Origin of the sequence: Ferrovibrio terrae, from assembly GCF_007197755.1 — a bacterium.
GTDB classification, from domain to species: domain Bacteria; phylum Pseudomonadota; class Alphaproteobacteria; order Ferrovibrionales; family Ferrovibrionaceae; genus Ferrovibrio; species Ferrovibrio terrae.
On the sequence record NZ_CP041636.1, the window covers coordinates 3,160,304 to 3,173,956 of the forward strand.

At 63.0% G+C, this 13,653-nt stretch carries 18 protein-coding genes and 4 tRNA genes; 18 read left to right on the plus strand and 4 right to left on the minus strand.

Annotation, left to right across the window (positions count from 1 at the left end):
* Positions 1–786, plus strand: coding sequence for a DnaJ domain-containing protein (locus FNB15_RS21380; RefSeq protein ID WP_144069559.1), 786 nt, complete (start codon positions 1–3; stop codon positions 784–786).
* Here FNB15_RS21380 and FNB15_RS15390 read toward each other — a convergent pair whose 3' ends face one another.
* A complete protein-coding gene (locus tag FNB15_RS15390) occupies positions 787–1,107 on the minus strand; it encodes a hypothetical protein (RefSeq protein ID WP_144069560.1) in 321 nt (106 codons plus the stop codon). It abuts the gene before it with no gap.
* Between the two features lie 138 nt (positions 1,108–1,245).
* On the opposite strand from FNB15_RS15390, the gene FNB15_RS15395 reads away from it, so the two are divergent.
* Complete coding sequence (locus FNB15_RS15395; RefSeq protein ID WP_144069561.1) at positions 1,246–1,647, plus strand: nuclear transport factor 2 family protein; 402 nt, start codon at positions 1,246–1,248, stop codon at positions 1,645–1,647.
* Here the strand turns inward: FNB15_RS15395 and FNB15_RS15400 are convergent.
* Positions 1,635–1,709 (minus strand) — tRNA-Thr (locus FNB15_RS15400). The two genes, FNB15_RS15395 and FNB15_RS15400, sit on opposite strands and share 13 nt — an antisense overlap.
* Positions 1,710–1,799: 90 nt before the next feature.
* Complete coding sequence (locus FNB15_RS15405; RefSeq protein ID WP_185973572.1) at positions 1,800–2,597, minus strand: IclR family transcriptional regulator domain-containing protein; 798 nt, start codon at positions 2,595–2,597, stop codon at positions 1,800–1,802.
* Between FNB15_RS15405 and FNB15_RS15410 the strand changes: the two genes are divergently transcribed.
* From FNB15_RS15410 to bfr, 6 genes are all read left to right on the plus strand, one after another.
* Positions 2,542–3,702 (plus strand): Bug family tripartite tricarboxylate transporter substrate binding protein, encoded by a 1,161-nt coding sequence (locus tag FNB15_RS15410; protein ID WP_185973573.1) that lies wholly within the window; start codon positions 2,542–2,544, stop codon positions 3,700–3,702. The genes FNB15_RS15405 and FNB15_RS15410 overlap by 56 nt on opposite strands.
* A 47-nt stretch (positions 3,703–3,749) precedes the next feature.
* Complete coding sequence (locus FNB15_RS15415) at positions 3,750–5,315, plus strand: alkaline phosphatase family protein (protein ID WP_221932661.1); 1,566 nt, start codon at positions 3,750–3,752, stop codon at positions 5,313–5,315.
* A 139-nt stretch (positions 5,316–5,454) separates the two neighbouring features.
* The gene (locus tag FNB15_RS15420; RefSeq protein WP_144069565.1) at positions 5,455–5,973 is read left to right on the plus strand and encodes a hypothetical protein; all 519 of its coding nucleotides are present in this window, start codon (positions 5,455–5,457) and stop codon (positions 5,971–5,973) included.
* A 12-nt stretch (positions 5,974–5,985) separates the two neighbouring features.
* Complete coding sequence (locus FNB15_RS15425; RefSeq protein ID WP_144069566.1) at positions 5,986–6,213, plus strand: (2Fe-2S)-binding protein; 228 nt, start codon at positions 5,986–5,988, stop codon at positions 6,211–6,213.
* Positions 6,213–6,344, plus strand: coding sequence for a hypothetical protein (locus FNB15_RS21480; protein WP_281287783.1), 132 nt, complete (start codon positions 6,213–6,215; stop codon positions 6,342–6,344). Before FNB15_RS15425 ends, FNB15_RS21480 begins: the two co-directional genes overlap by 1 nt.
* Positions 6,345–6,484: 140 nt before the next feature.
* Complete coding sequence (gene bfr, locus FNB15_RS15430; RefSeq protein ID WP_144069567.1) at positions 6,485–6,967, plus strand: bacterioferritin; 483 nt, start codon at positions 6,485–6,487, stop codon at positions 6,965–6,967.
* Between the two features lie 79 nt (positions 6,968–7,046).
* On the opposite strand, the gene rlmB is transcribed toward bfr, so the two are convergent.
* Positions 7,047–8,315 (minus strand): 23S rRNA (guanosine(2251)-2'-O)-methyltransferase RlmB, encoded by a 1,269-nt coding sequence (rlmB, locus tag FNB15_RS15435; RefSeq protein WP_144069568.1) that lies wholly within the window; start codon positions 8,313–8,315, stop codon positions 7,047–7,049.
* 144 nt (positions 8,316–8,459) lie between these two features.
* Between rlmB and FNB15_RS15440 the strand changes: the two genes are divergently transcribed.
* The 10 genes from FNB15_RS15440 (at position 8,460) to rplL (ending at position 13,559) form a co-directional block, all read left to right on the plus strand.
* Positions 8,460–8,545, plus strand: a tRNA-Tyr gene (locus FNB15_RS15440).
* 72 nt (positions 8,546–8,617) lie between these two features.
* Positions 8,618–8,691 (plus strand) — tRNA-Gly (locus tag FNB15_RS15445).
* Positions 8,692–8,859: 168 nt separating this feature from the next.
* Positions 8,860–10,050, plus strand: a complete 1,191-nt coding sequence (gene tuf, locus FNB15_RS15450) for an elongation factor Tu (protein ID WP_144069569.1) — start codon at positions 8,860–8,862, stop codon at positions 10,048–10,050.
* Between the two features lie 28 nt (positions 10,051–10,078).
* Positions 10,079–10,155: transfer RNA gene (locus tag FNB15_RS15455), tRNA-Trp, on the plus strand.
* Between the two features lie 43 nt (positions 10,156–10,198).
* On the plus strand, positions 10,199–10,396 hold the full coding sequence (gene secE / locus FNB15_RS15460) for a preprotein translocase subunit SecE (RefSeq protein ID WP_144069570.1): 198 nt from the start codon (positions 10,199–10,201) through the stop codon (positions 10,394–10,396).
* 5 nt (positions 10,397–10,401) lie between these two features.
* Positions 10,402–10,932 carry a transcription termination/antitermination protein NusG gene (nusG, locus tag FNB15_RS15465; protein WP_144069571.1) on the plus strand — a complete coding sequence of 177 codons (531 nt, stop codon included), beginning with the start codon at positions 10,402–10,404 and terminating at the stop codon, positions 10,930–10,932.
* Positions 10,933–11,091: 159 nt separating this feature from the next.
* Positions 11,092–11,526, plus strand: coding sequence for a 50S ribosomal protein L11 (gene rplK / locus FNB15_RS15470; RefSeq protein ID WP_144069572.1), 435 nt, complete (start codon positions 11,092–11,094; stop codon positions 11,524–11,526).
* A 14-nt stretch (positions 11,527–11,540) separates the two neighbouring features.
* Entirely contained in the window at positions 11,541–12,260 is a 720-nt protein-coding gene (gene rplA, locus FNB15_RS15475) for a 50S ribosomal protein L1 (RefSeq protein ID WP_144069573.1), read from the plus strand.
* 350 nt (positions 12,261–12,610) lie between these two features.
* Positions 12,611–13,120 (plus strand): 50S ribosomal protein L10, encoded by a 510-nt coding sequence (gene rplJ, locus FNB15_RS15480; RefSeq protein ID WP_144069574.1) that lies wholly within the window; start codon positions 12,611–12,613, stop codon positions 13,118–13,120.
* Positions 13,121–13,184: 64 nt separating this feature from the next.
* Positions 13,185–13,559, plus strand: coding sequence for a 50S ribosomal protein L7/L12 (rplL, locus tag FNB15_RS15485; RefSeq protein ID WP_144069575.1), 375 nt, complete (start codon positions 13,185–13,187; stop codon positions 13,557–13,559).
* The last annotated feature ends 94 nt before the right edge of the window (positions 13,560–13,653 follow it).

The window sequence follows — 13,653 nt, forward strand, 5'->3', positions numbered from 1 at the left end:
ATGGCTGCCTTCTTCGCGCTTGGCATTGTTGGTCTGATCCTTTTGCTGCTGGGGGCGCGCGGCTTTCTCAATGCAGATCCGAAATTCCTCGCGAAAGTTCTCAAGATTGCCGGCGCGGTGATCTGCGGCGGTCTTGCCGTGTTCTTCCTGATCCGCGGCCGCATCGACGCCGCCCTTATGCTGGGCGCGGCGGCGGCTGCCTCGCTGGGTTATCTGCCGCGCGGCCTGCTGCCATTCAATCTCGGCAGTCTGTTCGGCGGTCGCGGCCTCGGCAGCGGCTGGCAGCGCGCCCGCACCGGTAACGACGATCTCGACGGCACGACAAGTGGCAGCGGCCAGCAGTCCACCGTCGAAACCGGCTGGCTGCGGATGCAACTCGATCATGCGACCGGCCGGATGGATGGCGATGTTCTGCAGGGCCGCCATGCCGGGCGGCGGCTGTCGTCACTCAGCTTCGAGGAGCTGATTCTGCTGCTGCGCGACTGCCAGAGTCACGACAACCAGGCAGCGGCTTTGCTGGAAGCTTATCTGGATCGCAGCATTGGTGAAGACTGGCGTGAACGCGCCACGCAGGGTGATGCAGGTGAGGCGGCGTCGCCAGCCGCCAATGGCGCGATGACGCGCGAACAGGCCTGGGAGGTGCTGGGCCTGCAGCCCGGCGCCAGTGCTGCCGACATCCGCGCCGCGCATCGCCGGCTGATGAAGAAATTTCATCCGGATCAGGGCGGCTCGACCTATCTGGCCGCGCAGATCAATCGCGCCAAGGATCTTCTGCTCGACGGTTGATCAGCGCAACTGCGTCCGCCAGTCGGCGGGCAGTTCGATCACTGTCGTATCGCCATTCGCCTTGCTGTAGCGGCACAGCAGATGCGCCGGTGCCTGCTTCATATGCGGCTGCGGCCACATACCGCCGACCAGCACCAGAACCACATCGCCGAGATCAATCGGCTGTGCCAGGGCAGCCGCATCGAGCAGGCCGCTTTCCGCCGCGCATTGCCGGCCGGCCTCCGCGAACAACTCCTGCCAGGCTTGCGGAGTCGAAGCTGCGGCATGACCGGTGCAAGCAAGGAAAATGGTCAGGGCGGCGAAGCAGCGGTGAAGAGGCATGGTCCGATCAGAGCTGTGCATTGTGGCAATTTTCAGTTGGCAGGCAGTGTTAACGCGATTGCCGGGATACAATTCCATGATTTCCGTGCCGGGCGCGTCTGATTAAGGTCTCACCATTGCCAGTGGGATCGAGACGCCATGTCAGCCATCGCCAACAAAGCCGTCATCCAGCGTCAGTTGGACGCTTACAACGCCAGAGACATCGAAGCCTTCATGGCCTGCTGGGCAGTGGATGCGAAAATCTACGCGCATCCCGATACGCTGCTGGCCGACGGCGCAGCGGCGATCCGTGCGCGACATGAAGTCCGGTTCCGTGAGCCAAACCTGTTCGGCCGGCTGATCCAGCTGATGAGCGCGGGTAATACCGTGGTCGACCGCGAAGTGGTGACGCGCACATTTCCGGAAGGGCCGGGGCAGGTGGATGTCATCGCCATTTACGACATGGCGGATGGCAAGATTGCCCGGGCCTGGTTCGTCATGGAGATGCCGGTGCTGGACGGCGACCGGGGCGGGACATCAGGAGGAAATGGTGCCGGATGAGGGGATTGAACCCCCGACCTTCGGTTTACAAAACCGCTGCTCTACCGCTGAGCTAATCCGGCTCCCGTCATTGGCCGTCTGTTTACGTGACCCGTCGCGATCCGGCAAGCCGGCAGCCGTATCAGGACAGCGATTCCAGTGCTCCGCAGCACTCACCCTGCCGGAGCCGGCAGGCGAGCGGCAATCTCGGCGGCGGCGGATTTCAGACGGCTAAGATGCTGATCGACCATCTGCTCCCGCGTGGTGGCTCCCGCCGCCCAGGACAGGCTGAGGCTGGCCAGCACGCGTTTGCCCTGCAGCACGGGCACGGCGATGGCGCCGGCATGGCTGCGCTCGGCGAGGCCCCAGCGACCGTAGCCGGCCTCGCGCACGGCATAGCCCCGGGCCCGGTCCCTGGCCAGGTCAGCCAGCACCGCTGATGGGTTGCGCGCCGCGCGATCATAGGGATCGCCGGACCGGCTCAAACGCAGCAGGATCGCCCGGCGTTCAGCGGCGGGGCTGAAAGCCAGATAGATACGTCCCATGGCGCTCATCAGCATGTGGACGCGGAAGCCGATACGGTCGCGGTTCACCATGTAAGGCGTCTGGTGCCGGCTGCTTTCCAGAATTTCCATGACGCCGTCCTTGTAGACGGCGATATCGGACGGCCAGATCACATCGCGGCAGAGCCGGTCCAGCACCGGCGCGGCCTGTTCGGCAATGGCATCCTCCTCGCCGAGATTCTGCCCGAAAAACCGCACGCTGGCGCTGACGCGATACCGCCCGTCGCTGGGCGAGCGGCGTGCGACACCGCCTTCCTGCAGAGTCTTCAGAATGCGCAGCAATGTGGGCTTTGCCAGGCCGGTCTCGTCGTACAGCTCCTGCAGGCTGGCGCTGCGATGCTGGTGCAACGCCTTGAACACCTCCAGCCCGCGGGCCAGCGCCCGCACCGATTTCACCCTGGTCTGCACGCGCACCTCCGTTCGTTCAGTGTTACACCAGGTGAAACATTGGCGGAAGAGAGTTCTGCTTGCCCTGACCCGGGTCCACACTCGGCCGGATAAGCCGCGCGAGACGGCCGCACAGGGAGGAAGCACCATGATCAGTCGCCGATCCATGATGGCGTATACGGCCGCAGCGGCAGCCACGACATCGGTCGCAGGCCGGGCCATAGCCCAGATTGCGGCTCAGCCGACACGGATTGTCTTTCCCTTTGCTGCAGGCGGCTCGGGCGATGCTCTGGCGCGCATGCTGGCAGAAAGGCTACGCATCGGTCTCGACCAGCCGGTGATCGTCGAGAATCGCGCCGGTGCTGCCGGCCGGATCGGCGTGCAGGCTGTGAAGGGCGCCGCGCCCGATGGCAAGACCCTGCTGATGACACCGATCGCGCCCGTCGCGGTCTACCAGCATGTTTATTCGAACCTGGGCTACGATCCGGTGACTGATCTGGTGCCGGTCTCGCAAGTGGCGACGATGGAATTCGCACTCGCTGTCGCGAATAACATCAACGTGTCGTCGATCAAGGAGCTGATGGCCTGGATCAAGGCCAATCCGTCACAGGCCAATTACGGCACGCCGGGCGCCGGCACGCTGCCCCATTTCTTCATGGTTCTGTTCGGCCAGGCTGCCGGCCTTGACCTGCAGCATGTCACCTACAAGGGCTCGATGGCGGCGATGGCTGATCTGGCTGGCGGACAGATCGCGATGGTTCTCACCACGGTGCCGGATGTCATGAGCCTGCACCAGGCAGGTAAGGTTCGTGTCATTGGGGTATCGGGCGAAAAGCGGTCGATTTTCCTCCCTGAAGTGCCGACCTTCATCGAGAGCGGGTACAGGATCAAAGGTGACTCCTGGTATGCGGTCTATGCCCCGGCCAATACGCCGGCAGACATCGTGGCTCGCATCAACAGGATCATGGTTGATGGGTTGAAGTCGCCGGAAATGGCGAAACAACTCATGGCGATTGGCCTGCAGGCAACCGGGACGACTGCGGCTGAGTTGCGCGAGATTCAGAAGCGGGATTCCGCGTTCTGGGCGCCGGCCGTCGTCGCGTCGGGGTTCAAACCGGAAAACTGAGCAGCGCAGAGTACGACAATGAGTGTGAGTGCGTGGTGATGGCTGGCGTGCGGAATATCCTTTTCATCATGGCCGACCAGCTGCGGGCCGACTATCTGTCCTGCGCCGGACATCAAACTCTGCAGACGCCGCATATCGACGGGCTGGCGAAGCGCGGCGTGCTGTTCGACCGGGCCTATTGTCAGGCGCCGGTCTGCGGTCCGTCGCGCATGTCGTTTTACACCGGCCGCTACATGACCAGTCATGGCGCCACCTATAACGGCGTTCCGCTGCGTGCTACAGAACTGACGATGGGCGATTATCTGCGTCCGCTGGGTTACCGCGTCGGGCTGGTCGGCAAGACTCATATGAAAAGCGACGATGACGGGATGAAGCGGCTCGGTGTCGACCCGAAGTCCTCGCTTGGTGTGCTGATCTCCGAATGCGGTTTCGAACCTTTCGAGCGCGATGATGGCCTGCATCCGGATCAGTTGCTGGACCCCGATCTGGCTTACAATGCCTGGCTGCGGGCGAAAGGCTATGCTTCGGAAAATCCGTGGCATGACTATGCCAACGCCGGCGAGGGGCCAGGGGGTGAAATCCTTAGCGGCTGGTACATGCGGAACTCGAATCTTCCCGCGCGCATTCGCGAGGAAGATTCGGAGACGCCCTACATGACCGACCGCGCGATGGATTTCATTCGCGCCTCCGGCGATCAGACCTGGTGCCTGCATCTCAGTTACATCAAGCCGCACTGGCCCTATATCGCGCCGGCGCCGTATCACAACATGTACGGTCCGGGCCAGATGCAGTCGGTGCGGCAAAGCGATGCCGAACACCGCAATCCGCATCCGGTGGTCGCGGCCTTCATGCAGCATGAAGAGTCGGTGAACTTCAGCCGCGCCGATGTGCGCGACATTGTGATCCCGACCTATATGGGCTTGGTGAAGCAACTGGACGATCATCTTGGCCGCCTGTTCGCTTTCCTCGAACAGTCCGGCCGCATGAAGGACACGCTGATCGTGCTGACCAGCGATCACGGCGACTATCTCGGCGATCACTGGCTCGGCGAGAAGGAGCTGTTCCACGAGGAAAGCGTGCGCATCCCGATGATTGTCTATCATCCCGATGATGCCGCCGATGCGACGCGCGGCAAGGTGGACCATGCCTTTGTCGAAGCCATCGATCTGGCACCGACCTTCCTGGATGTGGCAGGTGGCGTGCCGCAGCCGCATCGGCTGGAGGGCGCTTCACTGCTGCCGCGCCTGTTCGGCCAGGCGACGCCGCTGTGGCGTGAGGCGGCGTTCAGCGAGTGCGATTACGCCTTCCGGCCGGCCCGTCACATCCTGGGCTTGCCGCCGGATCGCGCCAGGGCCTACATGGTCCGCACCGATCGCTGGAAATACATCGCCTATGAGGGCTTCCGGCCGCAGCTCTTCGATCTGCAGGACGATCCCCACGAATATGCGGATCTTGGCGAAAGCCCGGCCCATGCCGGGCTGCGTGAAGAGCTGGCGGCGCGATTGTTCACATGGATGCGGCAGCGCCGCATCCGCACCACCCTGTCCGATGCCGATGTCGAAAAGCGCACCGGGACTGCCAAAGCCCGGGGAATCCTCTTCGGCGTCTGGTAGGGGGCACGTTGCCGGGAAAAACCGCTTTTCCGGTATATAAAATTTGCCCTGCCGCTGGCACACGGCGCTTGATAATCATTCGCAAGAAGGCTAGAACTGACCCTGCGAATGATTTGCAAGGACAGGATGCCGCGTGTCGATGCGTGAGTTTGCCGGGACCGAAAGCAGAGTCGAGCAGGGTAGGTCGGGTCACTGGCCGACCAGTATCCAGGAGCTCAGCGAAGGCGAGCGCCTGGTTCTGTGGGCCTTCCGCCGCTGGGTCTCGGGCCATGAGCATCTGCCGATGCTGGCGCGCGAATTCGACCGCCAGTTTCGTCAATCCGAAGCCCGCCCGGCGCTGATCGCGCTGGATGCCGCACTCGTCGGCCTGACGCGCCATGCCCGCCGCACCATCGTCTATCATCAGCCCTGCTGCGCCTGCCTCGGCGCTGACGAGGTCTGCCTGATTTCCATCGTCGCCGCCCTCCAGAATGGCGCCACCACGGCCGCGCGCGCCATGGCGCAGTGGCTGGTGCGCAGCGACGGCGTCGATGCCTTCACCACGGCGCTGGACGATTTCGCCGATTGCCTGAACGGCAGCGGCCACGATCTGCCGTATCGCACCCGTCCTCACAACGGCACCCGCCCGGCACGCCCGGTCGCGATGCTGGTGCACTGAGGCGAGGGCGCGATGTATATCTGCCTCTGCCATGGTTTCACCGACGGCGACGTTCGCGGCGCCATCAGCCATGGCTGCAAGTCGGTTGCCGCCGTCTACCGCCATCTCGCCGATCGCCCGCAATGCGGCAAATGCGTGCCGGACGTGCGCTGCATGCTGCATGAACATCGCGAGGCGCAGCACGGCGCGGCGGCACTGATCCCGGCCGGCGCGATGGCCGTAATGGAAGGGGCCGATTGATGACCAGCAGCAGCACGCTCGAACTCGCCCTGTTTGCCGCAGCCAGCCTTGGCATTGTGCTGTCGTCGCGTGTCGTTTTGCGCATGATGCGCAGTCGCGCGGCTATTGCGAGGAAGTCGCACAGAATCTGAGTTAAAGCACTGTTATCTTTGCGAATAACTCCCAGTTTCACGCATTTTTCTTGAGCCTTTGAAGCACCGGGCGTATGCCTCCCTGCATGCCGCGCACTCGTCAGCGAGTCGCGATGTTTTCAGCATGAGGAGGCCGCCGCATGAAAGGCGACAAGAAAGTTATCCAGCATCTCAACACTGTGCTGAAGAACGAACTGACCGCGATCAACCAGTATTTCCTGCATGCCCGCATGTGGAAGAGCTGGGGCTTCGAGCGGCTCGGCCATCACGAATACAAAGAGTCGATCGAGGAGATGAAGCACGCCGACAAGATCATCGAGCGCGTGCTGCTGCTGGAAGGGATCCCCAACCTGCAGGATCTCGGCAAGCTGAAGATCGGCGAGACGGTTCCCGAAGGCCTGCAGGCCAATCTCGATCTCGAGCGTAAGGGCCGCGGCGATCTCATCAATGCCATCGCGCATTGCGAGAGCGTGCAGGACTACGTCAGCCGCGACACGCTGCGCGACATCCTGCGCGACACCGAAGAGCATATCGATCATCTCGAGACCCAGCTGGGTCTGGTCGAAAAGGTCGGCGTGCAGAATTACCTGCAGTCGCAGATGGGCGACGGCTCGCCGTCGTAATCGCGATTGCGATCAACACAAAAAAGGCCGGAGTTGATCTCCGGCCTTTTTTATTTGGTCGATCGACAGGTGGTGATGTTTAGCTGCGCACGCACTCATACAGCGCGACAGCAGCAGCCGCCGACACGTTGAGGCTTTCCACCGCGCCAGTCATCGGCAGCTTGGCCAGGAAGTCGCACTTCTCGCGCGTCAGCCGGCGCAGGCCGTCGTCTTCGGCACCCAGCACCAGCGCCACGCGACGGATGTCGTGGACTGCCTCGGCCAGGCTCTTGTCGGTTTCCATTTCCAGGCCGACGCGCCAGAAGCCGTATTCGGCCAGCAGGTCGAGCGCGCGCGCCAGATTGGTGACGCGGATCAGGGGCACGACTTCCAGGCCGCCGCTGGCAGCCTTGGCCAGCGCGCCGGTCGCTTCCGGCGCATGGCGGTCGGTCACGATCACGGCGCGCGCGCCGAAGGCGGCGGCAGACCGCAGGATGGCACCGACATTGCGTGGATCGGTCACATGGTCGAGCAGCAGCACGACTTCGCGCTGGGCCTCTTCGTCGGCAACCTCTTTCAGCGATTCAACGCCGGGATCGTCCAGCGGATCAGTCAGCATCGCGATACCCTGATGCACCGCGCCGGGCGGCAGCAGGCTGTCGAGCTTCATCCGGTCGATGATCTCGGGCTGCGCGCTCAGGCGGGGCAGGCGGTCGCTGAGCGCCTCGTGGGCGTCGCGGGTCAGCAGCAGGCGACGGATCAGGCGCTCGTCATTCTCCAGCGCGGCCAGCACGGCATGGCTGCCATACAGCCAGACCGGCAGGTCGCCGCGATGATCCCGGTGGCGGGGCGAGAATGTGTCGCCGCCATGGCTGCGGTTACCGTGACGCTCCGCCCGGTCGCCTTCCTGGTATGTCGCGCGCTCCTGGCGCTCGCGCGGGGGGCGGCCGCCCTCGGGTCGACGGGGCGCGAAATCGCCACGGGGCTGGCCCCCCTGCCGATCATTGGGGCGGTCATCCCGGCGATCATCGCGCCGGTCATCTTTGCGGCCTTCATGGCGTTTGCCGGCTGCGGCCGGCCGGCCCCCACCAGATCCATAGGGAGCGCGCTCGGCCTGGCGGCCGCCGTCCGGGCGTCCACCCTCGGGGCGTCCACCTTCAGAACGGTTGTCGCCGCGGCCCGGTTTTCCCTGGGAACCGTAGGGGCGGGGCTTGCTGCCCGGCTTGCCGCTGGGCTTTCCGCCTGGCTTTCCGGCAGCCGACGGGCCACCGGCACGATTCGGGCGCTGGTCACGGGAGGAGGGGTCCCGGCCGCCACCCTTGGTGGCGGAGCGGGTGGGGTTTCGGGCATCTGGCTTGCGTCTGGACATGGCGCCCCTTATAGTTCGGCCCGTCAGAAGCAACAACATTGCCGCCGGCCCTAAAAGTTCGGGGATCGGGGGGCGATGGTGGTGCTTTTGTCGCGTTTATCCATTGACGGACGGATATCCCTTCAGTAATTGGGGGGCCCGGTTGGAGGGGTGCCCGAGTGGCTAAAGGGGACGGACTGTAAATCCGTTGGCGCACGCCTACGCTGGTTCGAATCCAGCCCCCTCCACCATTCTCTACGCCAGCCAAAAATGCCTTAGGCATCAATGGTTTGGTAAAGTGTCTTGAGGAGTAACGCAAAGCGGCGGGTGTAGCTCAGTGGTAGAGCCCCAGCCTTCCAAGCTGGTTGCGAGGGTTCGATTCCCTTCACCCGCTCCAGCTTGTTGGGCGGACTGAGTTGAGTAGAGCGAGGTCCGCCTCGGCAGACGGTCTGATGAACGGCGCTTCTGATGAGCGCGGCGCAGACCGGATGCCAACTGTCAAAACTGGCCGGGGTTCCGTAGGGAACTTCGGCACCGAAATTTGGTCCGAGAACAGGATAGAGCAATGAGCAAGGCAAAGTTTGAGCGTAACAAGCCGCACTGCAACATTGGCACGATCGGCCACGTCGATCATGGCAAGACGTCTTTGACGGCTGCGATCACGAAGGTCCTTGCGGAGAGCGGCGGCGCGTCGTTCACGGCGTACGACCAGATCGACAAGGCGCCGGAAGAGAAGGCGCGCGGCATCACGATTTCGACGAGCCACGTCGAGTACGAGACCGCGAACCGCCACTATGCGCACGTCGACTGCCCCGGCCACGCCGACTATGTGAAGAACATGATCACCGGCGCCGCGCAGATGGACGGCGCGATCCTGGTGGTGTCGGCCGCTGACGGCCCGATGCCGCAGACGCGCGAGCACATCCTGCTGGCCCGCCAGGTTGGCGTGCCGTCGCTGGTGGTGTTCATGAACAAGTGCGACATGGTGGACGACGCCGAACTGCTCGACCTGGTCGAGCTGGAAGTGCGCGAGCTGCTGTCGAAGTACGATTTCCCGGGCGATGACATTCCGATCGTGCGCGGTTCGGCGCTGGCGGCGCTGGAAGACAGCAACAAGGAACTGGGCCACGACGCGATCCTGAAGCTGATGGCTGAAGTTGATCGCTACATCCCGCAGCCGGAGCGTCCGAAGGACAAGCCGTTCCTGATGCCGGTGGAAGACGTGTTCTCGATCTCGGGCCGCGGCACGGTTGTGACCGGTCGCGTTGAGCGCGGCATCGTGAAGGTCGGTGAGGAAGTCGAGATCGTCGGCCTGAAGGCCACGGTGAAGACGACCGTGACCGGCGTTGAAATGTTCCGCAAGCTGCTGGACAGCGGCGAGGCGGGCGACAACATCGGCGCGCTGCTGCGCGGCGTGCAGCGTGAGGACGTCGAGCGCGGCCAGGTTCTGGCCAAGCCGGGTTCGATCACTCCGCACACCAAGTTCACGGCCGAAGCCTACATCCTGACCAAGGAAGAGGGCGGTCGCCACACCCCGTTCTTCACCAACTACCGCCCGCAGTTCTACTTCCGCACCACCGACGTGACCGGTGTGGTGTCGCTGCCGGCCGGTGTCGAGATGGTGATGCCGGGCGACAACGTCTCGATGGAAGTCGAGCTGATTGCCCCGATCGCCATGGATGAAGGCCTGCGCTTCGCGATCCGCGAAGGCGGCCGCACCGTCGGCGCCGGCGTCGTCGCCAAGATCGTCGCGTAAGCGGCGATCGCGGTCTGACGCGCAATGCAGGGGCGTAGCTCAACTGGCTAGAGCACCGGTCTCCAAAACCGGGGGTTGGGGGTTCGACTCCCTCCGCCCCTGCCAGCGCGGCAGACGTAAACGAGTTAGAGTTTAGGATAACAAGGTAATGGCGAAAGTCAGTCCGATCGAGTTCTTCCGGCAGGTCCGGCAGGAGACCGCAAAGGTCACCTGGCCGAGCCGTAAGGAAACCCTGATCACCACGGCTATGGTGTTCGTGATGGGACTGGTCGCCGCAGTGTTCTTTTTTGTGGTCGACACGATCCTGCGCTACGGCGTGCAGCTGATCCTCGGCCTGGGGAGCTAAAGACGATGACGGCGCGCTGGTACATCGTCCATGTCTACGCGAACTTCGAAAAGAAGGTCGCGCAGGCGATCCGCGATGGCGCGGCACAGAAGGGTATGGCCGAGCATTTCGAAGAAGTGCTGGTGCCCACCGAGGAAGTGGTGGAAGTCCGCCGCGGCCAGAAGGTGAATGCCGAACGCAAGTTTTTCCCCGGCTATGTGCTGGTGAAGATGAACCTGACCGACGAGACCTATCACCTCGTCAAGAATACGCCGAAGGTTACCGGCTTCCTGAGCTCTGGCGGCAAGCCTGCCCCGATCACGGAAGCCGAGGCGCAGCGTGTGGCCAACCAGGTGAAGGAGGGCGTGGAACATCCCAAGCCGTCCGTCACCTTCGAAGTTGGCGAACAGGTGCGTGTGGCCGATGGCCCGTTCACGTCGTTCTCCGGCGTGGTGGAAGAAGTGGACGAAGAGCGCGCCCGCCTGAAGGTGGCGGTGTCGATCTTCGGTCGCGCCACCCCGGTGGAACTGGAATACAGCCAGGTCGAGAAGCTCTGACCTGACTGCTTGAGTACCCGGGCAGAGCATCGCCCGGTTCACCGTGTGGGAGACTGCTAAGGTCCTTGTTCGCCGGACCGACCCGTCGCACCACGCAATCCGCTAACGAGGGACCCCTTCAGCAAACAGGGCGCTCTCTCAGGCAGGAAAGGAAAGAGTATGGCGAAGAAGATTGATGGTTACATCAAGCTGCAGGTTCCGGCCGGTAAGGCCAACCCGTCGCCGCCGATTGGTCCGGCTCTGGGCCAGCGCGGCGTCAACATCATGGAATTCTGCAAAGCGTTCAACGCGCAGACCAAGGAACTCGAGCAGGACATGCCGATCCCGGTGGTTATCACCGTGTATTCGGACCGCTCGTTCACCTTCATCACCAAGACCCCGCCGGTGACCTACTTCCTGAAGAAGGCCGCCAACATCAAGTCCGGTTCGAAGACGACCGGCCGCGGTGACAAGGTCGGCTCGGTGACGATGGACCAGGTGCGCGAGATCGCCAAGGCCAAGATGAAGGATCTCAACGCGCACGACGTTGATGCGGCAGCCCGCATGATCGTTGGTTCGGCCCGCTCGATGGGCCTGGACGTTAGCGGCGAATAAGGGGAGATCCGAACATGAGCACCAAAGGCAAACGTTACATCTCCGCCGCCAAGTCGGTGAACCCCGACCATCGCTACGGCCTTGAAGAAGCCGTGAAGATGGTGAAGGCCAATGCGAAGGCCAAGTTCGACGAGACCATCGAGATTGCGATGAACCTCGGCGTCGATCCGCGTCACGCTGACCAGATGGTCCGCGGCGTGGTGACCATGCCGTCGGGCACCGGCAAGACCGTGCGTGTCGCCGTCTTCGCCAAGGGCGCGAAGGCCGAGGAAGCCAAGAAGGCTGGTGCCGACCTGGTTGGCGCCGACGACCTGGCCGAGATCATTAACACCGGCAAGATCGAATTCGACCGCTGCATTGCCACGCCTGACATGATGGCTGTGGTCGGCAAGCTGGGTAAGGTGCTGGGCCCGCGCGGCCTGATGCCGAACCCGAAGCTGGGCTCGGTGACCATGGATGTCGCGGGCGCCGTCAAAGCGGCGAAGGGCGGCCAGGTTGAGTTCCGTGTCGAGAAGGCGGGCCTGATCCAGGCCGGTATCGCCAAGGCATCGTTCACCGAGGCGCAGATCCTCGCGAACGTGAAGGCCTTCCTCGATGCCGTGAACAAGGCCAAGCCGACCGGCGTGAAGGGTCATTACGTGAAGAAGATCGCGCTCACCTCGACCATGGGTCCGGGTGTGCGTCTCGATCTGGCTGATGCGATGGGCGGCGGCGACAGCAAGGCTGCTGCCTAACATCGAACGAGTTTCGCCGGGCCTTCCCTAGGGAGGGCCCGGCGGAGCGGTATTTCGGGAAACCGCAATACCGCAACCTGTCCGAGACTGCAGGCCCCCGGAAGCTTTCGAGCCGAAGGGTTTAATGGGAATGGCCACCTGCATAGACGGGGAAGAGAATTTTCGATGCGCCTGCCCAAGGAGAAATCCTGGGTTGGCTCCGCGAAGGTTCGAGCCCTGGGACAGGCGAACCGGGTGATCGGTTTGCCGCAGACGGTGAGGTCGGAAACGACTGAACCGTGGCGACCAGTCGATCGCTCAAGTGCCAACCAGGATCAGGGCAACCTGATTCCTTGTTTAGGAGACGAACAGTGGATCGTGCTCAAAAACAGGAGATGGTGACCACCCTCAATAAGGTCTTTAACCAGGCCGAAGTTGTCGTGGTAACCCAGAACGCCGGTCTGACCGTTGCTCAGGTAACTGAGCTGCGTCGTCAGATGAAGGCGGCTGGCGCCAGCTTCAAGGTCGCGAAAAACCGTCTTGTCTGCCTCGCCCTCGAGGGCACCCCCTACGCATCCCTGAAGAGCCTCTTCAAGGGTCCGACCGGCATTGCTTATGCAAATGATCCGGTCGCAGCAGCGAAGGTTGCCGTGGAGTTCGCCAAGAAGAACGAGAAGTTCCTCGTTGTTGGCGGCGCCATGGGTGAAACCGTCCTGAATGCTGAGGGTGTGAAAGCCTTGGCGACCTTGCCGTCGCTCGACGAACTGCGCGGCAAGATCATCGGCCTGCTCAACGCGCCTGCGACCAAGGTCGCCGGCGTTGTGCAGGCGCCGGCTGGCCAGTTGGCCCGCCTGCTCAATGCGTATGCCACCAAGGGTTAAGGCCGCAAGCCGAACCGTAACTGTCTAACCAGGTATCGAACCTACAAACTTAGGAGTCACTAAAATGGCTGATTTGAACAAGATCGTTGACGAACTGTCGACGCTGACCGTCCTCGAGGCTGCCGAGCTCGCCAAGCTTCTCGAAGAGAAGTGGGGCGTCTCCGCCGCTGCTCCGGTTGCTGTTGCCGCTGCTGGCGGTGGCGCTGCTGCCCCGGCTGCTGAAGAGCAGACCGAGTTCAACGTGATCCTCGCCGATGCCGGCGCGAACAAGATCAACGTGATTAAGGAAGTCCGTGCGATCACGGGCCTGGGCCTCAAGGAAGCCAAGGATCTGGTCGAGGCTGCTCCGAAGGCCGTCAAGGAAGGCGTCACCAAGGACGACGCCGCCAAGATGAAGGCTCAGCTGGAAGCCGCTGGCGCCAAGGTCGAAGTCAAGTAATACGCGTAACGGCGAGGGGGCGGGTCCGGTGTGGACCTGCCCCCGAGTTGCCCTGAAGAGGGGCTGCCCTATATCAGGGGCTCATTTAAAGAAC

What these genes read in the sequence shown, in the direction of transcription:
- FNB15_RS15390 (WP_144069560.1), bottom strand. Translation starts at nt 1,107, where the DNA reads ATGCCTCTTCACCGCTGCTTCGCCGCCCTGACCATTTTCCTTGCTTGC.
- secE (WP_144069570.1), top strand. Translation starts at nt 10,199, where the DNA reads ATGGCGAAAGTCAGTCCGATCGAGTTCTTCCGGCAGGTCCGGCAGGAG.
- rplK (WP_144069572.1), top strand. Translation starts at nt 11,092, where the DNA reads ATGGCGAAGAAGATTGATGGTTACATCAAGCTGCAGGTTCCGGCCGGT.
- FNB15_RS15425 (WP_144069566.1), top strand. Translation starts at nt 5,986, where the DNA reads ATGTATATCTGCCTCTGCCATGGTTTCACCGACGGCGACGTTCGCGGC.
- rlmB (WP_144069568.1), bottom strand. Translation starts at nt 8,315, where the DNA reads ATGTCCAGACGCAAGCCAGATGCCCGAAACCCCACCCGCTCCGCCACC.
- nusG (WP_144069571.1), top strand. Translation starts at nt 10,402, where the DNA reads ATGACGGCGCGCTGGTACATCGTCCATGTCTACGCGAACTTCGAAAAG.
- FNB15_RS21480 (WP_281287783.1), top strand. Translation starts at nt 6,213, where the DNA reads ATGACCAGCAGCAGCACGCTCGAACTCGCCCTGTTTGCCGCAGCCAGC.
- FNB15_RS15395 (WP_144069561.1), top strand. Translation starts at nt 1,246, where the DNA reads ATGTCAGCCATCGCCAACAAAGCCGTCATCCAGCGTCAGTTGGACGCT.
- FNB15_RS15420 (WP_144069565.1), top strand. Translation starts at nt 5,455, where the DNA reads ATGCGTGAGTTTGCCGGGACCGAAAGCAGAGTCGAGCAGGGTAGGTCG.
- rplA (WP_144069573.1), top strand. Translation starts at nt 11,541, where the DNA reads ATGAGCACCAAAGGCAAACGTTACATCTCCGCCGCCAAGTCGGTGAAC.
- rplL (WP_144069575.1), top strand. Translation starts at nt 13,185, where the DNA reads ATGGCTGATTTGAACAAGATCGTTGACGAACTGTCGACGCTGACCGTC.
- FNB15_RS21380 (WP_144069559.1), top strand. Translation starts at nt 1, where the DNA reads ATGGCTGCCTTCTTCGCGCTTGGCATTGTTGGTCTGATCCTTTTGCTG.
- bfr (WP_144069567.1), top strand. Translation starts at nt 6,485, where the DNA reads ATGAAAGGCGACAAGAAAGTTATCCAGCATCTCAACACTGTGCTGAAG.
- tuf (WP_144069569.1), top strand. Translation starts at nt 8,860, where the DNA reads ATGAGCAAGGCAAAGTTTGAGCGTAACAAGCCGCACTGCAACATTGGC.